Annotated in this window: 22 protein-coding genes and 1 pseudogene; 18 read left to right on the forward strand and 5 right to left on the reverse strand. The window is 69.5% G+C overall.

Annotation, left to right across the window (positions count from 1 at the left end; all coding sequences use genetic code 11):
- Positions 1-12 precede the first annotated feature (12 nt).
- Positions 13-1,041: a tyrosine-type recombinase/integrase gene (locus tag ACE101_RS05205; RefSeq protein WP_379126507.1), complete on the forward strand. Its 1,029-nt coding sequence runs from the start codon at positions 13-15 to the stop codon at positions 1,039-1,041.
- 391 nt (positions 1,042-1,432) lie between these two features.
- Complete coding sequence (locus ACE101_RS05210) at positions 1,433-1,810, forward strand: energy transducer TonB family protein (RefSeq protein ID WP_379126509.1); 378 nt, start codon at positions 1,433-1,435, stop codon at positions 1,808-1,810.
- Between the two features lie 757 nt (positions 1,811-2,567).
- On the opposite strand, the gene ACE101_RS05215 is transcribed toward ACE101_RS05210, so the two are convergent.
- Entirely contained in the window at positions 2,568-4,895 is a 2,328-nt protein-coding gene (locus ACE101_RS05215; RefSeq protein ID WP_379126511.1) for a heparin lyase I family protein, read from the reverse strand.
- Positions 4,896-5,902: 1,007 nt separating this feature from the next.
- Here ACE101_RS05215 and ACE101_RS05220 point away from each other — a divergent pair.
- On the forward strand, positions 5,903-6,058 hold the full coding sequence (locus ACE101_RS05220; RefSeq protein ID WP_379126513.1) for a hypothetical protein: 156 nt from the start codon (positions 5,903-5,905) through the stop codon (positions 6,056-6,058).
- A 202-nt stretch (positions 6,059-6,260) separates the two neighbouring features.
- Here ACE101_RS05220 and ACE101_RS05225 read toward each other — a convergent pair whose 3' ends face one another.
- Complete coding sequence (locus ACE101_RS05225; RefSeq protein ID WP_379126515.1) at positions 6,261-6,485, reverse strand: hypothetical protein; 225 nt, start codon at positions 6,483-6,485, stop codon at positions 6,261-6,263.
- Between the two features lie 100 nt (positions 6,486-6,585).
- Between ACE101_RS05225 and ACE101_RS05230 the strand changes: the two genes are divergently transcribed.
- Positions 6,586-6,975 (forward strand): hypothetical protein, encoded by a 390-nt coding sequence (locus ACE101_RS05230; protein WP_379126517.1) that lies wholly within the window; start codon positions 6,586-6,588, stop codon positions 6,973-6,975.
- A 100-nt stretch (positions 6,976-7,075) separates the two neighbouring features.
- On the opposite strand, the gene ACE101_RS05235 is transcribed toward ACE101_RS05230, so the two are convergent.
- Positions 7,076-7,954, reverse strand: coding sequence for a dienelactone hydrolase family protein (locus ACE101_RS05235; protein WP_379126519.1), 879 nt, complete (start codon positions 7,952-7,954; stop codon positions 7,076-7,078).
- 116 nt (positions 7,955-8,070) lie between these two features.
- Positions 8,071-9,012 carry a LysR family transcriptional regulator gene (locus ACE101_RS05240; RefSeq protein ID WP_379138487.1) on the reverse strand — a complete coding sequence of 314 codons (942 nt, stop codon included), beginning with the start codon at positions 9,010-9,012 and terminating at the stop codon, positions 8,071-8,073.
- Between the two features lie 144 nt (positions 9,013-9,156).
- Here ACE101_RS05240 and ACE101_RS05245 point away from each other — a divergent pair, with 144 nt between their 5' ends.
- The 9 genes from ACE101_RS05245 to ACE101_RS05285 all read left to right on the forward strand — a co-directional run bounded on the left by ACE101_RS05245 (position 9,157) and on the right by ACE101_RS05285 (position 17,577).
- Positions 9,157-10,110, forward strand: coding sequence for an N-carbamoyl-D-amino-acid hydrolase (locus ACE101_RS05245; protein WP_379126521.1), 954 nt, complete (start codon positions 9,157-9,159; stop codon positions 10,108-10,110).
- A gap of 35 nt (positions 10,111-10,145) precedes the next feature.
- Entirely contained in the window at positions 10,146-11,003 is an 858-nt protein-coding gene (locus ACE101_RS05250; RefSeq protein WP_379126523.1) for an amino acid ABC transporter permease, read from the forward strand.
- Entirely contained in the window at positions 11,000-11,767 is a 768-nt protein-coding gene (locus tag ACE101_RS05255) for an amino acid ABC transporter ATP-binding protein (protein WP_379126525.1), read from the forward strand. The genes ACE101_RS05250 and ACE101_RS05255 overlap by 4 nt, the downstream gene beginning before the upstream one ends.
- Before the next feature lie 123 nt (positions 11,768-11,890).
- The gene (locus ACE101_RS05260) at positions 11,891-12,703 is read left to right on the forward strand and encodes an ABC transporter substrate-binding protein (protein ID WP_379126527.1); all 813 of its coding nucleotides are present in this window, start codon (positions 11,891-11,893) and stop codon (positions 12,701-12,703) included.
- Between the two features lie 125 nt (positions 12,704-12,828).
- Positions 12,829-13,713, forward strand: a complete 885-nt coding sequence (locus ACE101_RS05265) for a polysaccharide deacetylase family protein (protein ID WP_379126529.1) — start codon at positions 12,829-12,831, stop codon at positions 13,711-13,713.
- Entirely contained in the window at positions 13,710-14,402 is a 693-nt protein-coding gene (locus ACE101_RS05270; protein ID WP_379126531.1) for an aspartate/glutamate racemase family protein, read from the forward strand. The genes ACE101_RS05265 and ACE101_RS05270 overlap by 4 nt, the downstream gene beginning before the upstream one ends.
- Before the next feature lie 5 nt (positions 14,403-14,407).
- Complete coding sequence (locus ACE101_RS05275; RefSeq protein ID WP_379126532.1) at positions 14,408-15,727, forward strand: dihydroorotase; 1,320 nt, start codon at positions 14,408-14,410, stop codon at positions 15,725-15,727.
- Positions 15,728-15,738: 11 nt separating this feature from the next.
- Positions 15,739-17,109, forward strand: a complete 1,371-nt coding sequence (locus tag ACE101_RS05280) for an amidohydrolase family protein (RefSeq protein WP_379138490.1) — start codon at positions 15,739-15,741, stop codon at positions 17,107-17,109.
- A gap of 162 nt (positions 17,110-17,271) precedes the next feature.
- Complete coding sequence (locus ACE101_RS05285) at positions 17,272-17,577, forward strand: hypothetical protein (protein ID WP_379126534.1); 306 nt, start codon at positions 17,272-17,274, stop codon at positions 17,575-17,577.
- A gap of 43 nt (positions 17,578-17,620) precedes the next feature.
- Here ACE101_RS05285 and ACE101_RS05290 read toward each other — a convergent pair whose 3' ends face one another.
- Positions 17,621-17,992, reverse strand: coding sequence for a hypothetical protein (locus tag ACE101_RS05290; RefSeq protein ID WP_379126536.1), 372 nt, complete (start codon positions 17,990-17,992; stop codon positions 17,621-17,623).
- 254 nt (positions 17,993-18,246) lie between these two features.
- Between ACE101_RS05290 and ACE101_RS05295 the strand changes: the two genes are divergently transcribed.
- The 5 genes and pseudogenes from ACE101_RS05295 (at position 18,247) to ACE101_RS05315 (ending at position 23,748) form a co-directional block, all read left to right on the forward strand.
- A complete protein-coding gene (locus ACE101_RS05295) occupies positions 18,247-19,395 on the forward strand; it encodes a sensor histidine kinase (RefSeq protein ID WP_379126538.1) in 1,149 nt (382 codons plus the stop codon).
- 325 nt (positions 19,396-19,720) lie between these two features.
- A pseudogene (locus ACE101_RS05300) lies at positions 19,721-20,323 on the forward strand (CHASE domain-containing protein); the annotation flags it as partial.
- A 117-nt stretch (positions 20,324-20,440) separates the two neighbouring features.
- Positions 20,441-22,252, forward strand: a complete 1,812-nt coding sequence (locus tag ACE101_RS05305; protein ID WP_379138492.1) for an ATP-binding protein — start codon at positions 20,441-20,443, stop codon at positions 22,250-22,252.
- 15 nt (positions 22,253-22,267) lie between these two features.
- A complete protein-coding gene (locus ACE101_RS05310; RefSeq protein ID WP_379126540.1) occupies positions 22,268-22,702 on the forward strand; it encodes a response regulator in 435 nt (144 codons plus the stop codon).
- Complete coding sequence (locus tag ACE101_RS05315; protein WP_379126542.1) at positions 22,699-23,748, forward strand: response regulator; 1,050 nt, start codon at positions 22,699-22,701, stop codon at positions 23,746-23,748. Before ACE101_RS05310 ends, ACE101_RS05315 begins: the two co-directional genes overlap by 4 nt.
- The last annotated feature ends 3 nt before the right edge of the window (positions 23,749-23,751 follow it).

Below are 23,751 nucleotides of genomic sequence, written 5' to 3' on the forward strand. Positions count from 1 at the left end.
GGAGGAGTACGAATGTCGGATGAGCCTTACAGCATCGGGAAGCTCCGAGGCGGACTTGCCCTCGTCTTCTGGCGAGACGGCAAGCGAAAGCGCTTCGCGCTCGACACCGATGACCCGGCTGAGGCTCGCCGCCGTGCGCCAGCGCTATACGCAGAACTGACGCGGCCGAAGGGCGGCACCGTCGCCGCCCTCTGGGAAGGCTATCAGGTCGAGATGGCAGGCCGCGCCGTGCTCGTCACCATGCACCACACGTGGAAGGTGCTCAGGGACCGCTTCGGGCCGCTCCAGGGCGAGGCCATCACGATCGCGGACTGTCGCGCCCACACCGCCGATCGCCGTGCCGCCGGCATCAAGGACGGCACGATCCACACCGAACTCGGCCACCTGCGCATGCTCCTGCTCTACGGGCAGAAGCACAAGCTGATCCCGTCCGCGCCCGAGATCGAACGCCCGCCCAAGCCGAAGCCGAGCGAGAAGTACCTCACCGCGCACGAGGTGCGCGGCCTGGCCGAGGCCTGTGACACCCCGCACCTGAAGCTGTTCGTGCATCTCGCTTACGGCACCGCCGGGCGGGCGGGCGCGATCCTCGGGCTGACGTGGGATCGAGTTGACCTCCACCGGGAGAAGATCGACCTCGAGGACCCCGAGATCACCGTCCCGCACAAAGGCCGCGCGATCGTGCCGATGACGCGCACCCTCAAGACACATCTCCTCGCGGCCAGGGCCGGCGCCGTCACTCCCTACGTCATCGAGTGGAATGGCAAGCGGGTCGGGTCGGTGAAGAAGGGGCTCTCGGCCGCAGCCGAACGCGCCAAGCTTCCGCGGGTCTCGCCGCACATGCTCCGGCACTCTGCGGCCGTGCGCCAAGCCGAGCAGGGTGTGCCGATGGAAGAGATCGCGAGCTATCTCGGCCACACCGACGTGAACGTCACGCGTCGGGTCTATGCGAAGTTCTCACCCGAGGCGCTTCGCCGTGGAGCGGCGGCCTTGGAACTGGACGAGATGCCGACACTCGCGCCCGCGATCCGCTCCGCCTCGTAACGTAGTGCTCCCTGCCGACTTTACCGAGGCGTCCGCCCCAATGGCGAGACGCCTAATTCAGGAGCGACTTCTGTTACATAGTGCTCCCAGGTTCACTGAACCCAGAAACCGGAACAGAGTGGGTACAACAGTCATCTCCTGCCGGATATGCGCACGAAATTTCCCAATGATTACAGTGCTGGCAAGGGGCGCCTCTACGTTGACATCGTAGGGGTCACAGGTTCGATCCCTGTCGCGCCCACCATCACACCTACTGAAATCCAAAGGGCCGCACCGCAAGGGCGGCCTTTCGTGCGAGATGATCCCAAGTTCATCGAGCCTGCGGACCCGGACTCCCGCCCTTGCCGCAGGGTCGGAGCGGGGGGCGCTATCGCGAGCGGATGGAAGCGCTATGCGGAAACGTGACGTCCTCGCCTCGCTGGCGATCTGTGGGCTCGCATCCATTGACGCCGGCGGCTCACATGCGCAAACCGTGTGCGGGACCGATCGGTGGGAGAGCTTGCGCGAGTATAATCGTTCCCTGACCCGGCTTATACAAGGGCACGTCGCGAACGCGCAGGGTGGCCTTTTCCATGGGGAAGCCGCGGTCCTGGAATTGGCCATCAATCGCGACGGCGAAGTCGCGTCTTCGAAATTGGTGAAGCCGTCTCGCCTGGAAGCGTTCAATAGGATATTGTTGAGTGCGGCTCCGAAGGGCGCCAAATTTCCCCCGACGCCGTGCTCGGGGACGAGGGTTCTGCACCTGCGGATTCCGATTCAGGTCCGGTAGGGTTGGGATCGGTGCGAGGGTCGGATCGGCTTCATTGCCCGCATGCCTGAAGGGGTGCTTCCCCCTCTTCGTCCAGAGCGTGCTTCAGGAGGCGGATCGTGCGCCTCCTCCTGGACCATGGCCGGATCGGCCCGGCCAGGGCAGACGACGAAGGCACCCCGGGCCGGAATCCGGGGCGCATGATCGCATGCCATCGTCTGAGCAGGTACATGGCGGCATGCCGGGGCGGTCCGCCCATCTCCCGCAGCAGGTTGGCCGCGGTCCGGACCTGCTCCTCGAGGCGCAGGAGCCGGTCGCGCTCCAGGCTCTCGATGCAGTCCGTGATGGCGACGTAGCGCTTGTCAGGCCGCTTGATGAGCCGGGTGCTTGAGGCGAGACGCCGTCCTCGAACCCCGACACGATCTTGGTGGTGCAGGAGCCCAGCCGCATGAGCTGCCCGGCGGCGCTCACCATCAGCGCAGCGATGGCCGAGAACGAGGCGCGCTTCGCGAGGTGGACGACGCTTCGCCGCCAGCGGCGCGCGGGTTACGGAGCCATGCTTCCAGCAGCCGCGCGATGCCGGTGTGGGCGAGGGTGGTGTGGGCATCGGGGTGAGGTGCGAGCATCGGCGCACCTTCCGGGTAGGGGGCAATGCTCGAAGCGGCCCTCCGGATCCTCAGGGCCGCGGCGATGCAGGAGCCTCTCACGGCCTTGGTCCGGAATGCCGGTTACGTTCCCGCGAATATCTCATTTGGAGAATGCTGATCATGTATTTAGTTCAGAAAAATGCAAAATCATTCTGATTCAGCGTATTGGCGGCAATATTCTCAAGCGTGATCGTTCCATGATCGGCGATCGTGATCACGGTATCGCTCCCATCCTGACGCATGCTAAGGTGTGCGAAGTCCTGGACGAGTTCATGGTTGATCGACAGCACGTTGTACCCCTCATCGCCGGCGATGAAGTTGCGTATTGTGTCGTCACCGAACACGGCGTCGAAGAAAACCCTGTCACCATTAACGAGTGAAAAGATATCGTTGCCCGAACTGCCCTCTAGCAACCTACCCGTCGTGGCCGCATCGCTGCCGATTGTGAGTGTTGTCATCGCGGCAACGGGTGCGTCGTCCCTCCGCGTTGCCGTGAGCGCACCGGTAGCATCGTAGGTTGAGCTGATGCTCGATCCATCGTTGTTCCATGTCCGCATCGATTGAAGCGTACCGGCAGCATTCCACCGTTCGTAGAGCGTCATCGTGCCGAAGCTGTCATAGGCGCGGTGGACTGAGGCTACGCTTTTCGAGGCGAAGGCGTATTCGTAAACGTCACGGGTGCCGTTGAGGTGACGATTCTCGACCTTGGCCAGGGATCCGGCGGCGTCGTAGAACTTGGTCACCGTGCCGTCCGCCACCTTGGTGACTGTATGGTCGATTTTGCCGGCCGCGGTCGTGGAAACGCTCGACAGGAAATTGCCGCGGCCGTCGTAATCCGTAGCGAGCGTCGAACCGTCGGTCTTCCAGGTCTTCACGTAGTCGGGCGAGCCGTCGGTGTTCCTCTGCTCGTAGAGGCGCAGCACGCCCTGCGCGTCGTAGGAGCGGTGGCCCGACGCCGTCTTGCTGCCGGGGACGGCGTAGTCGTAGACCTCGCGCGCGCCACTCGTCGCCACGATCTCGGTCTTGGTCAGAAGACCCGTGGCGTTGTAGATCTTGGCCGTGGTGCCGCTGGCATTCTTGACGAAGCTGTAGTCGAGGCTGCCGTCGGCGTGCTTGCGCTCAAGGGTGACGAGCACGCCCTTCGCGTCGTAGCGCGAGACGGCACTGGTGTAGGTCCGGCCCGTGACGTTGAAGCCCGAGACGTCGCGGCTGCCATCCGCGCGGGTCAGCGTCGTCTGGCTGAGGACATTGCCGGCGGCGTAGTTGCTCACCAGCGTCGAGCCGTTCGTGCTCCAGGCCTGCGTCAGGGCGAGCGAGCCGTCGGTGTTCCTCTGCTCGTAGAGGCGCAGCACGCCCTGCGCGTCGTAGGAGCGGTGGCCCGACGCCGTCTTGCTGCCGGGGACGGCGTACTCGTAGACCTCGCGCGCCCCGCTCGCCGCCACGACCTCGTGGCGGGTCGCCGCCCCCTTGGCGTCGTACTGCCAATTGTCCAGCGAGCCATCCGCGTGCCGGATCTGCTGGTAGTCGAGGCTGCCGTCGCCGTGGCGGCCCGACAGCGAGACGATCTTCCCGCTCGCGTCGAACGCGACCGTCTCGCTGACGTAGCTCTTGCCGGTGATGCCGTAGGTCGTGATGGTCAGATCGCCCTTGGCGCCCGTCTCGACAACCTTGGTGAGTGCGCCGGACGCGTCGAAGGATGTCACAATCTTCGCGCCATCGGATTGCGTCGTCACCGTCGCGGCAATCCGGCCGCTCCCGTCGTACTGGTTGTAGGTCACCGGGCCGGCCGGCGTGGGGGCAATGGTGCCGGGCGTGACACTGACATCGAGGTCACTGTAGACGGCCGCGAGGGTCTCCGGCGCATCGCCACGGTAGATCCCCTCTTTCCAGTAGACGCCGGTCTGACCGGGCCAACCGAGCCTGCCCGAGTAGTCGACGATCTTGACGCCATCGCGCATCACGGCGATGTGGCCCGAACCGTCGGGATCGAAGCTCGCCTGGATATCGAAGTCGTAGGCGTGGCCACGCTGGATCGGGGCGCGATCCGTGAAGATCGATTCGACCACGTCCTTCCCGGTCGCATCGCGGTAGGCGACCTTGACGACCATGTTGTCGCCCTCGAGGCCGATCGCGAAGGGCGGTGCGAGCCCCTTGCCGCCGCCGCTCTCGCTCTGGTGGAACTGGCCGAGGATCGTGAAGTTCGCGGTATTGGCCGCGCCCGGCTCGACCATCATCGTGTAGGAAACGCCGATCTTGCTGCCATCGGCGATATCCGAGCGCATCGCGATCTCGGAACGGTTCTTGTTCGACGGGTCGTTCACCCAGGTGTCGCCAGCACGCACCTCGAAGCGGTAGCTGTTGGGGACAACCTGGATCAGGCTCCAGGGCTTGCCGGCAATCTGGACGCTATAGAACGTATCGTCGACAGAGATGACAGTGTTCTTCGCGATGATGGACATGCTGGCCTTTGCCTCCGGCAAGCCGAGTCCGGTGCCACTCGCGATGAGTTTCGCGGAGCAACGGGCAAGGCTTGGCTTTGTTTCGCGGATCCATGCCAGCGCATGATCAGAACTGCCGAGTCGACAGCCTTGATCGATCGAGCACGGTACGGGCTGGTTGTAGCTCAGTTAAATCTGCTCAGCAGATTTGATGGATTGTGAACGACGCTCTCTCGCGCTTAACAAGAGAAAGTCAGTCCGATTTTTGATCCGTTTGGGCGCCATATCGCCATGTTGACCAAATTAAATCAATATTGATCTAGCATTTTGGATAGGTGATTTTCTTTGCAAATCGATGACGGATAGCAGTTTTCCGGCAATCGAAGAAATGAGGCATTTCCAAAATGTTGAGGCCGATCGCCGTCGCTCTCGTGAATATGGCGGGCCGCCGACATCCCAGAATGGATGTCGGAAACAGTATCTTCCGCCTAGTTTCCTGAGCTTTTTGTACGCAATCGTACCATACTTGGCCTCAACATTGATATTTATTTATGATCTTTGTTAAATACAAATGGCTAAATGGGGCGAGAGTGTGGCGAAACAGCGAATACGATCGGTGAGATTTTACATCTTGGTTGGTTTGGCACGCACACCGATGACAGACATCAGACCATCGCTGCCCGCACAGGGTTCGTCGTCCAATGTCGCCGCGCGTGGTTTGGAATCGTTGCGGGTTTTCAGCGGCCTCTGAGCTCGATTCTGGCCAATCAGGTCCTGTGACCTCGAGGGTACAAGGGGATATCGGGAGCGGAGCTGGCGAGTCGCCCTCTTCGTCCGAAAGCCGAGGCGAGTTCGACTGAGCACGGTAGCAAGTAACAGCAACCCGGGGAAAGCCGACGAGCGCTCTCTTGAGATTCTTTCAGGATGTCCCGTTCGCCGGGTGAACGCACAAAGCTCCATCGACGCTTTGGTGCATAGGCAGGCGCTCATCCGTTGGCGGGCGAATATTGGCCAAAGTCGAGCTGAGAGTGTCGTTCATCATCGGTTTTGCGGAAAGCGCGCTGATCGGCAACGGGTATCGGGAGCCTGAGATGCAGGTGCTGACCAAGCCCCTTGTCATGGATGCGCGCGCTGCACGTATCCGTGAAACGATCGAAGCCCCTTGCAGACCGCTACGCGGCTGAAATCCCGGCCGCGGGTCGTCTGATGAGGTGGAAGCGGTCTGTGATGAGACCTTCAGGACGGCCTCATGCACGTGCAGGCTCTCGAAGAGAGCTTCCGCGTGCACGTTGCAAAGGCGCACCGCAAGGGCGGCCGTTCTACAATGGTTCCAGGTTCATCGAACCTGCGAACCCCTAGGCAAGCAGGCAGGCCGCGGGCGGCGCCTCACTCCCGCGCGAAGGCGTGCGCCCGGCGGCTCACCGCCGGCCATTCCTCGATCCGGGTGATCGGGATCCGCACTTCGAGCAGGAGATCGTCGTCGAGCAGGCCTTGCGCCACCTCGATCTGCGCCTCGGGGAAGGTCTCCAGGATCACCCGCGCCGCGGCTTCGATATGGGCATCCCGGTCCGGGCCGTACTCGATCAGAACGTGCTTCAGGAGGCGGATCATGCGCTGCCTCCTGGCATGGCCGAAGCGGCCGGGCCAGTGCAGAAGGAGCACGGGCGGGGCGTTTCGGGAGGTCCCGAAATCCCGAACCGGAACGGTGATCATGGCTGGGCTCAGTCTTCAGGAAGCGGCGCGTCGCGCCGGCGTCAGCCGGACCACGATCTGGCGGGCGATCAGCGCCGGGCGCCTCCGGGCCCGGCGCGATGCGGAGGGCGGATTCAGCATCGAGCCGGCGGATCTGCACCGGATCTACCCGCCCGGCGGCGCGCGCACCGGCAAGGCGGTTGCCGAAGCCCGTCCGCCGCGCGGGGAGCCCGAGCGCGAGGCGGAGGCCGCGGAGACGGTCGCGCTGCGGCTCCGGCTCGCCACGGCGGAGACGCGCGTCGCCGCCCTGGAGGAGATGGTCGCGGAACTGCGGCACTCCCGGGAGCAGTGGCAGCAGCAGGCCGAGCGGGCGACGCTCGCGCTCGCCGCCCTCAGCAGAACCGCGTGAGGCCATGCGACCGAGTGTCTTGGTTTCGCGTCGTTCCGCCGGCCGAAGCGGCCGGCGGAACGACGCTCAAGCGCGGAAAGCCCCCTGAGCGGTGGTGCTCTCAGGCGACGCCGTGCTGCCGGAGCCACGCCTGGAGCCGGCGCCAGCCGTCCCGGGCCGGCTCGGCCCGGTAGCTCGGGCGGTAATCGGCATGGAAGGCGTGCGGCGTGTCCGGATAGACCACGAACTCGCAGGTCTTGCCCGCCTCCCGGCAGGCGGCCTTCATCTGCTCGACCGTGCTCACCGGGATGCCTTGATCCGCTCCCCCGTAGAGGCCGAGCACCGGCGCCTTCAGGGATGCGGCGAGATCGAGCGGGTGCTTCGGCATCAGCGGGGTCGCCTCGCCCGCGAGGCGGCCGTACCACGCCACCCCGGCCCGCAGGCCGGGATTGTGCGCGGCGTAGAGCCAGACGATGCGCCCACCCCAGCAGAATCCGGTGATGCCGAGCCGCGCGGCATCGGCCTTGCCCGAGGCCCGCGCGAAGGCGACGGCGGCATCGAGATCCGCCAGCACCTGCGCGTCCGGGACCTTGGAGACCACCTCGCGCACGATCTGCTGGATGTCCGTCATCGCCGCGACGTTGCCCTGGCGGGCATAGAGTTCGGGGGCAACGGCGAAGTAGCCGAGCTTGGCGAAGCGGCGGCACACGTCCTTGATGTGCTCGTGCACGCCGAAGATCTCCTGCACCACCAGCACCACCGGGAAGGGGCCGCCCGTCGCCGGCATGGCCCGGTAGGCCGGGATCTCGCCGTCCTGCGTCCGGATCCGCACCTCGCCGGCTTCGAGGCCGGTACTGTCGGTGGTGATCGCGGTCTGGGCGGCGATCGGCTGCACCGCCATCGCGAAGCCCGTGGCGAGGCTCGTCACCACGACCGTGCGGCGCGACGGGATCGTGGGGCCGGCGGCAAGGCTTCGCAGGTCGGCGTCGTAGGCGGTCATGGAGGATCCCCGCTTGTGGGCGACGGGACGGGCGCGTCCCTCACGCGCCGCACCTTAAGCATCATTCGCCGGGGCGGTCACCGGTCTGGCGGTGAAAATGATGCGAAAACAAAGACCTAAGCGGAATTGTTCTCTGCGGTTCCGCGCGGCGCACGTCCCGCGCCGCCCGCCTCATCGAGCGCCCGGGTCGCGCTCCGGATCTCGTCGAGGAAGGCCCGGGCCAAGCGCGACAGGGGCTCGGCCTCCGACCAGAGAACGTAGGCGGTGACGGGGGTGCGCGGGAGGAAGGGCCGCACCACCAGCGGGTGGGCGCCGCCCTGGCGCGGCGAGAACGGATCGACCACCGCCGCGCCGACGCCGGCCCCCGCCAGCACGCAGGCCGTGTTGCAGTAGCGCACCTCGACCGTGGGGTTGAACGGCGCGCCGGCCCGGGCGAAGCTCTCGCGCACCGCCTCGCCGAGCCGCGTGCCGCGTTCGAGGCCGATGAACGGATGCGCCACGAGATCGGCGGCCGAGACGGCCGCCCGGGCGGCGAGGGGATGATCGGGCGCGACGACGCAGACCATCTCCCCCGTCTGCACCGTCTCGTGCGCGATGCCCGGATGATGCGTCAGCCCGAGAGCGAAGCCGAGTTCCGCCACGCGGCTGAGCACGCCGTCGATGATGCCCTCGTAGCGGCGCACGTCGAAGAGGACGCGCGTCTGCGGGCGCTGGCGCAGGAAGGCCGACAGGGCGGGCGGGATGATGCTGTAGGCGAGCGGCGGCGTCGCCACCAGCCCGAGATGGCCGAGCCGGTTCTCGCGCAAGTCGCGCACGCGGTTCTCCAGCTTCGCCTGCAACGCGAAGATCGCCTCGCTCTCCTTGTAGAGCGTCATCGCTTCGGCGGTGGGAAAGAGCCGGTTGTTGATCCGGTCGAAGAGCGGAAAGCCGAGCTGGCCCTCCATGGATTTCAGGGCGTTGCTGATCGCGGGTTGGGAGAGGGCGAGTTCCTCCGCCGCCGCGACGGTGGTGCGATGGCGGACGACCGCCCGCAGGATCTCGAGCTGGCGCAGGTTCATTGTCACCCGGGGTTATACATCTTCCGAAAATATCATAGGCGCCGACGTTGAGGGAGCCCGGCATCTGTGCAGAATAAGCCCATCACCGGCCGAAATTCCGGTATCAGCGCGAACAATAGGCAGTTTGCCTGTTTCGAGGTCAGAATGAGCCGCGTCATCACCGTTGCCGCCGCCCAGATGGGGCCGACCCAGCGGGCCGATTCCCGGGCCCACACGATGGCGCGCCTGCTGCGCCTGCTGGAGGACGCGGCTGCGCGCGGTGCCACCCTCGTGGTGTTTCCGGAACTCGCCTTCACGACCTTCTTCCCCCGCTGGCTGCTCGACGGGCCGGATCTCGATCGGTACTTCGAGCGGGCGATGCCGAATCCGGCCGTGCAGCCGCTGTTCGACCGGGCGCGGGAACTCGGCGTCGGCTTCTATATCGGCTATGCCGAGCTGACGCCCGCGGGCGAGCGCTACAACAGCGCGATCCTGGTGCAGCCGGACGGCGCGATCCTCGGTCATTACCGCAAGGTTCATCTGCCGGGCTCGGTCGAGCCGCGCGAGGGCGCGCGCTTCCAGCAGCTGGAGAAGCGCTACTTCGCCTATGGCGATACGGGCTTCCCGGCCTTCCGCGCCGGCGCCGGCTGGGCCGGGGCGATCATGGGCATGATGATCTGCAACGACCGCCGCTGGCCGGAGGCGTGGCGCGTCCTCGGCCTCCAGGGCGTCGAGCTGGTCTGCGTCGGCTACAACTCGGCGGCCTATGACCCGAACGGCGGCAGCACGGAGGATGCGGCCCTGCGCACCTTCCACTCCCAGCTGGTCGCGCAGGCCAACGCCTACATGAACGCCACCTGGGCGATCGCCGTGGCGAAGGCGGGCGACGAGGACGGGTCCGGCCTGATCGGCGGCTCCTGCATCGTGGACCCGAACGGCCGCATCGTGGCCGAGGCCCGGACTCTCGGGGACGAAGTGCTGGTGGCACCTTGCGATCTTGACCTCTGCCGTCAGGGCAAGGAGAAGATGTTCGACTTCGCCGCGCACCGCCAGCCGGCCCAGTATGCGCCGATCACGGAGCGGGCGGGCGTCGTCGAGCCGGCGCCCCTCGTCGCCTGAGCGGTTCGAGGCGCGAAGCCGGACGGATCCAGCCCATGACCCAGACACGCCCCCTTGCCGAGGGGTTCTCCGACCTCGCCGGCCTGCCCGTGGCGCGCCGGATGCATTGGGGGCGCTGGCTCTCCGCCGCGATCCTCCTGCTCCTCCTCGCCGCCCTGGCCCGGGCCTTCGCGAACGGGCAGATCGAGTGGGCCTATGTGGGCCGTTTCCTCACCGTCCCGGTGATCCTCGCCGGCATCCGCAACACCCTGGTGATGGCGGTGCTCGCGATGCTGCTCGGCATCGCGCTCGGGATCGTGGTCGCGCTCATGCGGCTGTCGCCCAATCCGGTGCTGAAATCGGTGGCGGCGGCTTACGTCTGGCTGTTTCGCGGCACGCCGCTGATTCTCCAGCTCCTGCTGTGGTTCAACCTCGCCCTCGTCTTCCCGGTGATCGGCATCCCGGGGGTCTGGAGCGGTCGCGCGGTCGACCTCATGACGCCGTTCCTGGCGGCCCTGCTCGGCCTCGGCATCAACCAGGGCGCCTACACCTCGGAGGTGATGCGGGCCGGCCTGCTCTCGGTCGATGCCGGCCAGTACGAGGCCGCGCAGGCGATCGGCATGGGGCGCCTGCGGGCTCTGCGCCGCATCGTCCTGCCCCAGGCCATGCGCGTGGTGATCCCGCCGCTCGGCAACGAGTTCATCGGCATGATCAAGGCGACCTCGCTCGCCAGCGTCATCCAGTATCCCGAGGTTCTGCACAGCGCCGAGAACATCTACTATGCCAATTCCCGGGTGATCGAGCTGCTGATCGTGGCCGGTCTGTGGTATCTCGCGGCCGTCTCGGTGTTGACGCCGCTGCAGATGCTGCTGGAACGCCATTTCTCCCGGGGGACCGCGAGGGTGAGCCGATGACCCGCCCGCTCGTTGCCATCCGCGGTGCCGTCAAGGCCTTCGGCACCTTCCAGGCCCTGCGGGGCGTCTCCCTCGACGTGAATCCCGGCGAGGTGCTGTGCCTGATCGGCGCCTCGGGCTCCGGCAAGACCACGCTCCTGCGCTGCGTCAACCAGCTCGCCCGCCTCGACGGCGGCGCCATCTGGCTCGACGGCGAGCTGCTCGGCCTGCGCGAGCGGGGCGGGCGGCTGCACCGCCTGTCCGAGGCGGAGATCGCCCGCCAGCGTCTCAAGACCGGCATGGTCTTCCAGCGCTTCAACCTCTTCCCGCACAAGACCGCCCTCGAGAACGTCACGGAGGGGCCGGTCCAGGTGCAGGGCCGCAAGCCCGCCGAGGCGCGGGCCGAGGCCATGGAGCTGCTCGCCCGGGTCGGGCTCGCCGACAAGGCCGACCGCTATCCCGCGCAGCTCTCCGGCGGCCAGCAGCAGCGCGTCGCCATCGCGCGGGCGCTGGCCATGCGCCCGCGGCTGATGCTGTTCGACGAGCCGACCTCCGCCCTCGATCCCGAACTCGTCGGCGAGGTGCTGGCGGTGATGAGGGAACTGGCCCGCAGCGGCATGACCATGATGGTGGTTACGCACGAGCTGGGCTTCGCCCGCGAGGTCGCCGACACCGTCGTCTACATGGATCACGGGACGATCGTCGAGTACGGCCCGCCCGCCCAGGTCCTCGGCACGCCGCGCGAGGCGCGCACCCGCACCTTCCTCTCGGCGGTCATCGGATGACCCGTCCCTGAGCCGCTCCGGTCGCGGTGAGCGGGAGCGGCTCCCGAAGTCCTTGGTTCAACGCGCGCGCTCTCGCCGAGCCGGCTTCCCCTTCGGCGCAGAGCGCTCCAGTCGGAGATCCCCATGAAGTTCCTGCTCGCCGCGGCCCTCCTCGGCCTCGTCCCCGCCCTCGCGCAGGCCCAGGATCTGCCCCCGGAGATCGCCCGGAGCGGCACGATCAAGGTCGCGATCGTGCCGAACTACCCGCCGATGGAGTTCAAGGATCCGGCGACCGGCGAACTCACCGGCTTCGACGTCGATCTCGGCGCGGCGCTCGCCAAGAAGCTCGGCGTCAAGATCGACTGGCAGGAGACCCGCTTCGACCAGATGATGCCGGCCCTCACCACCGGCCGCGTCGACATCATCCTCTCGGGCATGAGCGATCTCGCCAGCCGGCAGGAGGCGGCGACCTTCGTCGACTACCTGCGCTCCGGGCCGCAATTCTTCGTGCGCAAGGCCCGCGCCGCCGAGTTCCCCGAGATGAAGAGCCTGTGCGGCAAGGCGGCGGGCGCGAGCCGCCGCACAAATTTCCCGAAGGACATCGAGCGCTGGAGCGAGGCCAACTGCGCGGGCAACCCCGTGAAGTTCGTCGGCACCGAGGGCTCGGCGGATGCGCGCACCCAGCTCAAGCAGGGCCGCATCGACGCCGCCGTCCAGGGCAGCGAGACGCTGCCCTACATCATGGGGCTCGAACCCGACGCCTTCGCGCCGGTCGGCGACCCGATCGACACGCTCTACACCGGCATCGCGGTGCCGGTGAAGGAGGTCGCGCTGCAGAAGGCGCTCACCGCCGCCCTCGACGCGATCATCGCGGACGGGACCTACAAGGCGCTGCTCGCCAAGTGGCAGCTCTCCGGCAACGCCGTCGAGAAGGCGGCGATCAACCAGGGCCGTTGACCCACGCGCTTCCCGCCGGAGCGGAGACCGCTTCGGCAAGGAAGCGCGTCAGATCGAAGACGAGAGCGGCGCCCGATCGCGCCGCCGCGCGTCCCCCCATTCCAAGGACCGTAAGGACCGTTCCGATGATGACCCGCGAGGCCCTCGACAGCATCCCGGTCGCTCCGGCCAACGCCGCCCCGCCGGCCCCCGACTATCCCTGGCCCGAGCCCTACGGCTCGGCGATGTTCCTGTCCTTCGACGTGGACGCCGAGAGCGCCTGGACGAGCAAGGATGCGGGCCATGCCGAGCGCCTGATCACCATGAGCTACGGCGCCTACGAGGCCCGGGTCGGCACGCCCAAGCTCCTCGAACTCCTCGACCAGCTCGGTCTCAAGGGCACCTTCTTCATCACCGGCTGGGCGGTCGACGCCTATCCGGCGATGGCCGAGGCGATCCTGCGGGCGGGTCACGAGATCGGGCATCACGGCTACCACCACCTGATGCCCGATCCGGGCGCCCCCTTCATGGAGGAGGAGCTGGAGCGCGGCTTCGAGACCCTGAAGCGCCGCCTCGGCGTGGTGCCGAAGGGCTACCGGGCGCCCTACGGGGAGTTCACCGAGGCGCTGCGCCGGGCGCTCGTGCGCCACGGCATCGTCTACACCTCGTCCTTCCGCGACGACGTGCGGCCCTACCGGCATGTGCTCGCCGACGGGCGGCCCGGGACGATCGAGCTGCCGGTGACGGCGAGCTACGACGACTGGATGCACGGGCTCTCGACCCGCTTCAGCCCGCGCTCGATCTTCCCCAAGGAGCACGTCCTCTCCCTGTGGAAGGACGAACTCGACGAGGTGCGCGACTGGGGCGCGATGGTGACCACCGTGCTGCACCCGCAATGCAGCGGCCGGCCGATGCGCCTGCGGCTGCTGCGCGAGTTCCTGACCTACGCCCGATCCTGTCCCGACGTCTGGATCACCACCGGCGAGGCCATCGCGGAGAATTTCCTGCGCCACGAGGCGACCTTGCGATGAGCGCGGCGGTCGGGGCGGGGCGCATCCTCGTCATCAACCCGAACTCGTCGGGCGCGGTCACGGCCGCGATAGACGCGGCGGTCGCGCCGCTGCGCGTTCCCGGCGGTCCGGCGATCGCCGTCGAGCACCTGCCCGAGGGCCCGCCCGGCATCGCCAGCCAGGCCGATGCCGACGGCGTGGTGATGCCGCTCGTCGCCCGGGTCGCCCGCGCCGACGCGGACGCCTTCGTCATCGCCTGCTTCAGCGATCCGGGCCTCCACGCGGCCCGCGAGGCGGCGGGCGGGCGGCCGGTGATGGGGATCGCCGAATGGGGCATCCTGCGGGCGCTGACGCTGGGCGAGCGCTTCGGCATCATCGCGCTCTCCGCCGCGAGCGTGCGCCGCCAGCAGCGCCTCGTCCGCCAGATGGGCGTCGGGAGCCGCTATGCGGGGAGCTGGCCGGTGGAGGCGAGCGCGGCCGATACGGCGGGAGCCGCGATCCGCGAGCGCCTGACCGCGGCGGGCCGCGCCCTCGTGGCCGAGCGGAGCGCCGACGTCGTCATTCTCGGCTGCGCCGGCATGGCCTCCCATCGGCCGGCCCTGGAGGCGGCGCTCGGCTGCCCGGTGGTCGAGCCCTCGCAGCAGGCGGTCGCCGCCGCCCTCGGCGCGGTCCTGCTCCGGCGCGCCCCGACGACCGGGCCCACGAGGTGACAGCCATGCATTACGATCTGCTGATCCGCGGCGGGACCTGCGTGACGCCCTGGGGCGAGGAGCGCACCGATCTCGGCATCGCGGGCGGCCGCATCGTCACCCTGGCGGCGGCCGCGGGCGACACTGCCGGGGCGGTGGTCGAGGCGCGGGGGCTCCACGTGCTGCCCGGCCTCATCGACAGCCACGTCCACCTGCGCGACCCCGGCGACCCGGCGGTGGAGACGCTCCCCACCGGAACCCGCGCGGCGGTGCTCGGCGGCATCGCCACCGTGTTCGACATGCCGAACACGGTCCCGCCCATCGCCGATTCCGCGAGCCTCGAGACCAAGCGCCGCTACGCCGAGGCGCAGAGCTGGTGCGACATCGGCCTCTACGTGGCGGGCGCCAAGTCGAACATCGCCGATCTCGCCGCCCTGGAGCGCGAGCCCGGCGTCTGCGCCATCAAGATCTTCGCGGGCAGCTCGACCGCCTCCCTGATGATCGAGGACGACGCGCATCTGGAGCGGGCGATGCGGGCCGGCAGCCGCCGCATCGCCTTCCACAGCGAGGACGAGTACCGCCTCCAGGCCCGCAAGCCCCTGTTCTCCACCGGCATGCCCTACCGCGCCCACATGGAGTGGCGCGACGAGGAATGCGCCTTCCTCGGCACCCGCCGCCTGATGGCGCTCGCCCGGCGGACCGGCCGCCAGACGCATATCCTGCACGTCTCCACCGCCGAGGAGCTGGCCTATCTGCGCGACTGTCGCGACGTCGCCACCGTCGAGGTGCTGGTGAACCACCTCACCCAGGTGGCGCCGGATTGCTACGACCGCCTCGGCGGTTTCGGGGTGATGAACCCGCCGATCCGCGGCGAGCGCCACCGCGAGGCGAGCTGGGCGGCGTTGCGCGAGGGTCTCGTCGACACGATCGGCAGCGACCACGCGCCCCACGCCCGCAGCGCCAAGGAGAAGCCCTGGCCCGACTGCCCGGCGGGCCTCACCGGCGTGCAGACCCTGGTTCCCCTGATGCTCGACCACGTCAATGCCGGGCGCCTCTCGCTGTCGCGGCTCGTCGACCTGATGGCGGCGGGGCCGGCCCGGGTCTACGGCCTCCTCGGCAAGGGGCGGCTCGCGGCGGGCTACGATGCCGATTTCACGCTCGTCGACATGGGCGCGCGCCGCACGATCGAGGAATCCTGGATCGCCTCGCCCTGCGGCTGGACGCCCTTCGCTGGCCAGCGCGTCGCCGGCTGGCCGATGGCCACCATCGTGCGCGGCCACGTGGTCATGCGCGAGGACGAGGTTCTGGGCGCCCCGATCGGCCGCCTCGCGCGGTTCGCCGCATGAGCACCACCGCGATGAGCACCACCGCGATCTTCGGCTCCTACGTCCTCGTGCGCCGCGACGGCGCCCAGGAGGTCCTGCGCGATCATTGGGTGCTGGTGGAGGGGCGCCGCATCGCCGCCGTGACCCCGTCCCGGCCCGAAGCCGCCGAGATCCATGACCGGCCGGGACGGTTCGTCCTCCCGGGTCTCCTCAACCTGCACAATCACTGCTTCAGCGAGGCGGTCGCGCGCTCGCACACGGAGGATGGGCACGGGCGCGAGGGCGGGCGGAGCATCGTCTACACGGTGCTGCTGCCGCTGACGAAGACCGGGCTCGCCGTCCTCTCCCCGCAGGAGCGCCTCGCCATCGCGCGGCTCGGCATCCTCCAGCTGCTCAAGGGCGGCGCCGCGACGGTGATGGAGCCGTTCCGCAACGGCCTGCCGGAGATGTTCGAGGCGGCCGAGGCGATGGGCCTGCGCTTCTACGGCGCGCCCTACCTGTTCTCCACGGCGGATGCCAAGGCCGGCCCGGACGGCACCGTGCGCTACGCGGGCGACGACGGGGCCGCCGACCTCGCCACCTGGAACGCGCTCCATGCCCGCTGGGAGGGCCGGGCCGAGGGCCGCATCCGCCTCGCCATGAGCCCGCACGCCACCGACACCTGCGCGCCGGACCTGCTGCGCGCTTGCGCGGCCCGGGCCCGGGAACTCGGCGTACCGATCACCACCCATCTGGCGCAGAGCGAGGACGAGGTCGCGACGATCCGGGCGCGCCACGGCGGCCGCACGCCGGCGGAGTATCTCGACTGGCTCGGCCTGCTCGCGCCCGATCTCCTCGCCGCCCATTGCATCGCCAGTACGGACGACGACCTGAGGCTGATGGCGGCGCGGGGCGCGAGCGTGCTGAACTGCCCGCGCGTCTTCGCGCGGGCGGGGCGGACGGCGGCCTTCGGGCGCTTCGCCGAGCACGGGATCCGCACCCTGGTCGGCACCGACGGCTACAACATGGATCTGCTTGCCGAACTGAACGCCGCCTCGCTGATCTCGAAGGTCGTGTCGGGCCGCGCGGAGATCGCCGCATCCCCGGCCCTGATCGACGCGGTGACCTGGGAGGCGGCGGCGGCGATCCGGCGCCCCGATCTCGGGGTGATCGCGCCGGGGGCTGCGGCCGACCTCACGGTGGTCGACCTCACCCATCCCCATCTCCAGCCGCTCCGCGAGCCGCGCCGCGCCCTCGTCGCCCTCGCCAACCGCGCCAATGTCGATCAGGTGATGGTCGACGGGCGGCTGCTGATCGACCGCGGCGCCTACCTGCACGGCGACGAGGCCGCCATCGTCCAGGCCGGCGCGGCGGCGATCGAGCGGATCTGGGATCTCCCGGAGGCGCGGGCCGCCTTGACCTGAGGTCCGGCACGGCTCCCGTGGCGTCGTCGCCGGACGACTTGCCGCGCACTTGCCATGTTTCATTTGCCATGTCTGACTTGCCATGTCTCACTTGCCGACCGCGGCGGACATGATATCGCCAGGGCCTGACGCAACGACCGCAGCGCGCGTTGAGACCCGATCATGCTCCGTGACCTCATCGGCCCTGGCTTGGTGCTCGGACTGGTTCTCTGTGCGGGCCATGCCGCCGCCGGCGAGGATCTCGTCGCCCGCTGGGAGCGGGCCGACGCGACCTGCGGCCTGCCGGCCTCCGCGATGACGACGCAGGCCTGCGAGGATCGCCAGCGTTACGCGGAACGCCTGCGGCGCACGGGCTGGTGCGAGGCCGCGCCGGCCGCGCCCTACGAGCATTGGGGGTGGCAGCGTTGCGCGGTGCGCGCCGCCGCCCGTCCGCCGCACGCGCGGCGGCCCGCGCGGGCGAGGGGCTGACTGCCTCGAGGCGCCCGCCTGCGACGCGCACGACACTGGCCAGTCAGGGCAGGGCGCCGATCAGCCGCTTGGCATCGCTCAGGATGTTCTCGCAGGCGCGCTGATTGCCGTCGCGATCCTCCGTCGCGGCTTCCGTGATCAGGGTCCGGGCCGCGACGATGTTCTCGCGGGTCGAGATGAAATGCGGGTCGCTCGGAAGGCCGGCGGGCGGCTGGCGCAGCGACCGGAACGAACCCGTCGCGATGCTGTGTCCCGGCTCCAGCCCGGCGATCCGGATGGCGCCGAGGCTGTCGAGCCGCCGCGTCAGGGCCGCGATGTGCCCGGCGCAGGGCGTGGCGAGCGCGGGCAGGGCCGCGCCCGCGAGGGCGGGGCCGGCGAGCAGGGCGGCCGCGAGGAGACGGGTGGCGCGACGCATGACGATCCTCCATTCCGGCCGCGGCGGGCGCCGCCGCGCCGGACCCGGAGACCTTGTGCGAGGGGGCGGCAAGCGGCTTTGATCGATCGCAAGGCGGATCGCGTGGATCGGGTCCGCGGTCGTGCCCGGACCGGCGGCGTTTGGTTCGCGGCTCTCCGTCGAAGACCTGCGGCCGATCAGAGGCCCCGAGTTTGAAGTGGCGCCCGAACCGTCTATGGGATGAGGATTCCAGGATCCCACGGAACCGATGCGGAATGGCCGATCTCGCGCGTTCGGAGCTTGACCATCGTCTTCATCAGCAGACGCTCCTCTCCGCATTCGGGGTGGAGGCATTGCGTGAGGACGATTTCGGCCGGCTCCTCCAGCGCGCCACCGAGATGTGCGCGGAGGGGATGGGCGCCCAGTTCTGCAAGGCCCTCGAATACAAGCGCGATCCCGACATCCTCCTCGTCGTGGCGGGGGTCGGCTGGGGGCCGGACGTGGTGGGCAAGGCGGTGGTCGGCGCCGATCTCGCCTCGCCGGCCGGCTTCGCCCTGAAGACCGGCCAGCCGGTGATCTCCAACCATCTGGAGAACGAGGAGCGCTTCCGCACGCCCCAGCTCATGGCCGAGCACGGCATCCGCCGTGCCGTGAACGTCCTCATCCGCAACCGGGAGGGAGATTTCGGCGTGCTGGAGGTGGACGACGCCCGCGAGGGACAGTTCGCCGCGGCGGACATCGCCTTCATGCAGGGCTTCGCCAACCTGCTCGGCGGCGCCATCGAGCGCCAGCGCGCGGAGTCCCGGTTGCAGGCGGCCCTGGAGCGGCAGGAGCTGCTCTCGCGCGAGATGAGCCACCGGGTGAAGAACAGCCTCGCCATCGTGGCGAGCCTGCTCGCCCTGCAGGCCCGCGCCACCGACAACGAGGATGTCCGCCACGCCCTCGACGACGCGCAATCCCGCGTCGCGGCCGTGGCGCAGGTGCACGACCAGCTCTGGCAGCAGCCGGATCTCGGCGCCATCGACATCGCGCCCTTCCTCGAAACCCTCTGCGAGCGCCTCGCCGATAGCGGGCCGAACCACGTCATCCGCTGCCGGGTCGCTCACGTGGCCATGCCGGCCGATCTCGCCGTCCCCCTCGGCCTGTTCGTGAACGAACTCGTCACCAACGCCCTCAAGCACGCCTATCCGGCGGGGGTGGGCGAGATCCGGGTCGAGGGCGTGCGGCTCGCCGATGGCGGCCTGTCCCTCAGCGTGGCGGATGACGGCGTCGGCCTGCCGCCGGGCTTCGACCTGGCCGCCGCGACGCGGCGGAGCCTCGGGATGCGCGTCATCCAGGGGCTGGCCCGCCAGCTCGCCGGCACGCTCGCCCTCGGCGAAGGACCCGGAGCCCGCTTCGTCCTGACGCTGCCGCCCCCCGCCTGACCCACCGGGAGCCCGAGTCGTCCCGGCACCATCTCCGGTGCCCGACCTCCTGACAGGCCGGCCGACAAGCACTACAATGGTTCCCGCGCGCCCGAGCCCAAGGATTTCCGTCATTCCGCCGTCCGGTTACCCTTCGTTCCCGCCCCGGACCCGATCCGCCGCCGGGCGCTATGCCTTGCCGCTGCTGATCCTCGTCCTCGGTCTGCTGGTGACGGGCGCGGCGGCCTGGAACCTCCAGCACGTCAGCGAGGCGCGCGACCGCGATCGGTTCGAGCGTCTCGTCCGCCAGCAGGGCGCCGCGATCCGCGAGCGCATCGACACCTACATGGCGCTGCTGCGCGGGGCCGCCGGGCTCCACGCCGCCCATCCCGACCCCAGCCCGGCCGCTTTCGCGGCCTATGTGGGGCGGCTGAACATCATGGAGCGCTATCCCGGCATCCGCGGCATCGGCTTCTCGCGGCGCTTCGCGCCGGAGGCGCGCGAGGACCTCGTGCGGCGGATGCGGGAGGGCGGCCGCCCGGACTTCCGCGCTTGGCCCGACACCGGATCGGCCGAGCCCACCGCCATCGTCGCGCTGGAGCCTCCCGATGCCCGCAACGCCACGGCGATCGGCTTCGACATGTTCTCCGAGCCCACGCGCCGCGCCGCGATGGAGCGGGCGCGGGACAGCGGCGAGCCCGCCCTGTCGGGCCGGGTCGAACTCGTCCAGGAGATCGACAGCAACAAGCAGCAGGGCTTCCTCATCTACCTGCCGGTCTACGCCGGCGGCGAGGTGCCCGACAGCCTCGCGGAGCGCCGGGCCCGGCTGGTCGGCTGGGCCTACGCCCCGTTCCGGGCGGGCGACTTCTTCTCCCGGGTGACCCTGCACGGCGACGCGGTCGAGGAGCCGGAGATCGCCTATCGGGTGCACGACGGGACCGGGCCGGGGGCGCCGCTCCTGTTCGCCGCGCCGGGCGCGGAGGCCGCCGGCCCGCTCGCGGCCATCCGCAGCCTGGAGATCGCCGGCCGGTCCTGGACCCTGGCCGCGGTGGCGACGCCCGCCTTCGTGCACGACCCGGCCGGGCGATTGTGGCACCCGCTCGTCGTCGGCGGCTGCGCCCTGACCCTGGTCCTGGCAGGAGCCGCTTTCACGCAGGCACGGGCGAAGAGCCGCTCCGAGGAGGCGCGCCTCGCCCTTCAGGAGGAGACCGAGCGCCTGGAGCACCTGAACCGGGTCAGCGCGGCCCTGCCCGCCGAGCACGATCTCGGCAGGCTGGTCCAGACCATCATCGACCATGCCACGGCGCTCACGGGCGCCGCCTACGGCGCCTTCTTCGAGCGGGTGCCCGCGGGGCGCGAGGGCGAGGCCGAGGAGGTCTGGCGCCTCTACAGCCTCACGGGGGCGCCGCGGGAAGCCTTCACCCGCTTCGGCCTGCCGCGGCCGACCGGCCTGTTCACCCCCACTTTCCGCGCCGAGGGCGTGGTGCGCTGCGACGACGTGACGGCGGATTCCCGCTACGGCACGCATGGCGGCATGCCGAAGGGCCACCTGCCGGTGCGCAGCTACCTCGCGGTTCCGGTCGTGTCCGGCTCCGGCGAGACCCTGGGCGCCCTGTTGTTCGGCCATCCGGAACCCGCCCGGTTCGGCCCCCGCGAGGAGCGGCTGATCCTCGGCTTCGCCGGCCAGGCGGCGGTCGCCCTCGACAATGCCCGCCTGCTCACCACCGTGCGCCACAAGCGGGACCGCTTCCGCGCCGCCGTGCAGGCGGTGCGCGGGGTGCTCTGGACCAACGACGCCGCCGGCCGGATGACCGGCGAGCAGCCCGGCTGGTCGGCGATCACCGGGCAGAGCCGGGCCGAGTACGAGGGCTACGGCTGGGCCGACGCGGTGCATCCGGACGACGCGCAGGCCACCATCGCGGCCTGGAACGCGGCGGTGGCCGAGCGGCGCACCTTCGTCTTCGAGCACCGGGTGCGCAACCGCGACGGCGCCTACCGCCACTACGCGATCCGGGCCGTGCCGGTGCTGGAGCCGGACGGCAGCATCCGCGAATGGGTCGGCGTCCACACCGACATCACCGAGCAGCGCGAGGCCGAGGCGGAGCTGCGGGAGTCGAACGAGGAGATCCAGCGCTACGCCTACATCGTCAGCCACGACCTGCGCGCGCCCCTCGTCAACGTGATGGGCTTCACGAGCGAGCTCGAAGCGCTCCAGGAGGACGTGCGCGCGGCCATGGGCGACCATCCCAAGGCCGGGCCGATCGACGCCGACATCAGCGAGGCGCTCGGCTTCATCAAGGCCGCCATCGTCAAGATGGAGGGGCTGATCGCCGCCATCCTCAAGCTGTCGCGGGAAGGGCGCCGGACCTTCCGGCCCGAGCCCCTCGACATGACCGCCCTGGTGCAGGGCCTCGCCGATGCGCAGCGCCACCAGGCCGATGCGGTCGGCGCCACCGTGAGCGTCGCGCCCGACCTGCCGCCGATCATGGCCGACCGGCTCGCGGTGGAGCAGATCTTCGCCAATCTCCTCGACAACGCCCTCAAGTACCTGTCGTCGGACCGGCCCGGGCGGATCACGGTCGCCGCGCTGCCGGTGAGCGGCCGGCGCGCGCGCTTCGCGGTCAGCGACAACGGCCGCGGCATCGCCCCGCAGGACCACGCCCGGGTGTTCGAGCTGTTTCGTCGGGCGGGCGTGCAGGACCGCCCCGGCGAGGGCATCGGCCTTGCCCATGTCAAGGCGCTGGTGCGATCCCTCGGCGGGCGCATCGAGGTGGCCTCGCGCCTCGGGGAAGGCACCACCTTCACCGTGACGCTGCCGCTCGAGCCGGCCGCCGAACGGGCCGTGCCGGATGCCGCCCCCGGCATCGCCGCAGAGTAGTCACAGGAGTTCCGGATGCATCCCGTCTGCATCGTCATGATCGAGGACGATGAGGGCCATGCCCGCCTCATCGAGCGCAACATCCGCCGCGCGGGGGTCAACAACGAGATCCTCCCGTTCCGCGACGGCACCTCGGCGCTCGCCTACCTGCTCGGACCGGACGGATCGGGCGAGGTCAGCGCGGGTCGCCACCTCCTCATCCTGCTCGACCTCAACCTGCCGGACATGACCGGCATCGACATCCTCGACACGATCAAGGCGAACCCGCACACCAAGCGCTCGCCCGTCGTCGTCCTCACCACCACGGATGACAGCCGCGAGATCCAGCGCTGCTACGACCTCGGCGCCAACGTCTACATCACCAAGCCCGTGAACTACGACGGCTTCGCCAACGCCATCCGGCAGCTCGGGCTGTTCTTCTCGGTCATGCAGGTTCCCGAGAATCCATGAGCGACGCTGCCGCGGCGGCCTCCGCCCGCATCCTCTACATCGACGACGATCCGGGGCTGGGGCGGCTCGTGCAGCGCGCCCTCGGCGGCCGGGGCTACGCGGTCGAACTCGCCGAGAGCGGCGAGGCGGGGCTGGCGCGGCTCGCCGAAGGCGGCATCGACGTGGTGGCCCTCGACCACCACATGCCGGGCCGCACCGGGCTCGACGTGCTGCCCGCGATCCGGTCGCTGCCCGACGCGCCGCCGGTGATCTACGTGACCGGCTCGGAGGACAGCCGCGTGGCGGTCTCCGCCCTCAAGGCGGGCGCCGTCGACTACGTCTGGAAGGACGTGCAGGGCCATTTCCGCGAGCTGCTCGGCGAGGCGGTGGACACGGCGCTCCGCCAGGAGGCGCTGCGGCGCGACAAGGAGCGGGCCGAGGCCGAGATGCGCGAGGCCCGCGACCGGGCCGAGATGCTGCTGCGCGAGGTCAACCACCGGGTCGCCAATTCCCTCGCCCTCGTGGCCGCGCTCGCGCGGATGCAGACCAACGCGGTCTCCGACCCCGCCGCCAAGAGCGCGCTGGAGGAGATGCAGGCGCGCATCTCGGCGATCGCCGGCATCCACCGCCGGCTCTACACCTCCCAGGACGTGCAGGCGGTGGAACTCGACGCCTATCTGGCGAGCCTCGTCGAGGAACTCGAGGCGGCCATGAAGGCGGCGGGCCGCGACCACGCGATCCGCCTGCGGGCGGAGCCGATCCGCCTCGCCACCGACAAGGCGGTCTCGCTCGGGGTGGTGGTCACCGAACTCGTGACCAACGCCTACAAGTACGCCTATCCGCCGGATGTCGCCGGGGAGATCCGGGTCAGCGTCGCGCAGGACGGTGCGAGCGGGCTCCTGCTCGTCGTCGAGGATGACGGCGTCGGCTGGTCGGGGGAGGGGGCGCCCCTCGGCTCCGGGCTCGGCAGCCGCATCCTGCGGGCGATGGGCACCAACCTGCGCTCCAAGGTCGAGTACGACCGCAGCCATCGCGGCACCCGGGCGACCCTCGCCGTCCCGGCCTGATCC

This window comes from Methylobacterium carpenticola (genome assembly GCF_042748905.1).
Classification (GTDB): Bacteria; Pseudomonadota; Alphaproteobacteria; order Rhizobiales; family Beijerinckiaceae; genus Methylobacterium; species Methylobacterium carpenticola.

What these genes read in the sequence shown, in the direction of transcription:
- ACE101_RS05275 (WP_379126532.1), top strand. Translation starts at nt 14,408, where the DNA reads ATGCATTACGATCTGCTGATCCGCGGCGGGACCTGCGTGACGCCCTGG.
- ACE101_RS05290 (WP_379126536.1), bottom strand. Translation starts at nt 17,992, where the DNA reads ATGCGTCGCGCCACCCGTCTCCTCGCGGCCGCCCTGCTCGCCGGCCCC.
- ACE101_RS05240 (WP_379138487.1), bottom strand. Translation starts at nt 9,012, where the DNA reads ATGAACCTGCGCCAGCTCGAGATCCTGCGGGCGGTCGTCCGCCATCGC.
- ACE101_RS05230 (WP_379126517.1), top strand. Translation starts at nt 6,586, where the DNA reads ATGGCTGGGCTCAGTCTTCAGGAAGCGGCGCGTCGCGCCGGCGTCAGC.
- ACE101_RS05250 (WP_379126523.1), top strand. Translation starts at nt 10,146, where the DNA reads ATGACCCAGACACGCCCCCTTGCCGAGGGGTTCTCCGACCTCGCCGGC.
- ACE101_RS05205 (WP_379126507.1), top strand. Translation starts at nt 13, where the DNA reads ATGTCGGATGAGCCTTACAGCATCGGGAAGCTCCGAGGCGGACTTGCC.
- ACE101_RS05260 (WP_379126527.1), top strand. Translation starts at nt 11,891, where the DNA reads ATGAAGTTCCTGCTCGCCGCGGCCCTCCTCGGCCTCGTCCCCGCCCTC.
- ACE101_RS05310 (WP_379126540.1), top strand. Translation starts at nt 22,268, where the DNA reads ATGCATCCCGTCTGCATCGTCATGATCGAGGACGATGAGGGCCATGCC.
- ACE101_RS05255 (WP_379126525.1), top strand. Translation starts at nt 11,000, where the DNA reads ATGACCCGCCCGCTCGTTGCCATCCGCGGTGCCGTCAAGGCCTTCGGC.
- ACE101_RS05210 (WP_379126509.1), top strand. Translation starts at nt 1,433, where the DNA reads ATGCGGAAACGTGACGTCCTCGCCTCGCTGGCGATCTGTGGGCTCGCA.
- ACE101_RS05295 (WP_379126538.1), top strand. Translation starts at nt 18,247, where the DNA reads ATGGCCGATCTCGCGCGTTCGGAGCTTGACCATCGTCTTCATCAGCAG.
- ACE101_RS05315 (WP_379126542.1), top strand. Translation starts at nt 22,699, where the DNA reads ATGAGCGACGCTGCCGCGGCGGCCTCCGCCCGCATCCTCTACATCGAC.
- ACE101_RS05285 (WP_379126534.1), top strand. Translation starts at nt 17,272, where the DNA reads ATGCTCCGTGACCTCATCGGCCCTGGCTTGGTGCTCGGACTGGTTCTC.
- ACE101_RS05215 (WP_379126511.1), bottom strand. Translation starts at nt 4,895, where the DNA reads ATGTCCATCATCGCGAAGAACACTGTCATCTCTGTCGACGATACGTTC.
- ACE101_RS05235 (WP_379126519.1), bottom strand. Translation starts at nt 7,954, where the DNA reads ATGACCGCCTACGACGCCGACCTGCGAAGCCTTGCCGCCGGCCCCACG.
- ACE101_RS05280 (WP_379138490.1), top strand. Translation starts at nt 15,739, where the DNA reads ATGAGCACCACCGCGATCTTCGGCTCCTACGTCCTCGTGCGCCGCGAC.
- ACE101_RS05225 (WP_379126515.1), bottom strand. Translation starts at nt 6,485, where the DNA reads ATGATCCGCCTCCTGAAGCACGTTCTGATCGAGTACGGCCCGGACCGG.
- ACE101_RS05265 (WP_379126529.1), top strand. Translation starts at nt 12,829, where the DNA reads ATGATGACCCGCGAGGCCCTCGACAGCATCCCGGTCGCTCCGGCCAAC.
- ACE101_RS05270 (WP_379126531.1), top strand. Translation starts at nt 13,710, where the DNA reads ATGAGCGCGGCGGTCGGGGCGGGGCGCATCCTCGTCATCAACCCGAAC.
- ACE101_RS05245 (WP_379126521.1), top strand. Translation starts at nt 9,157, where the DNA reads ATGAGCCGCGTCATCACCGTTGCCGCCGCCCAGATGGGGCCGACCCAG.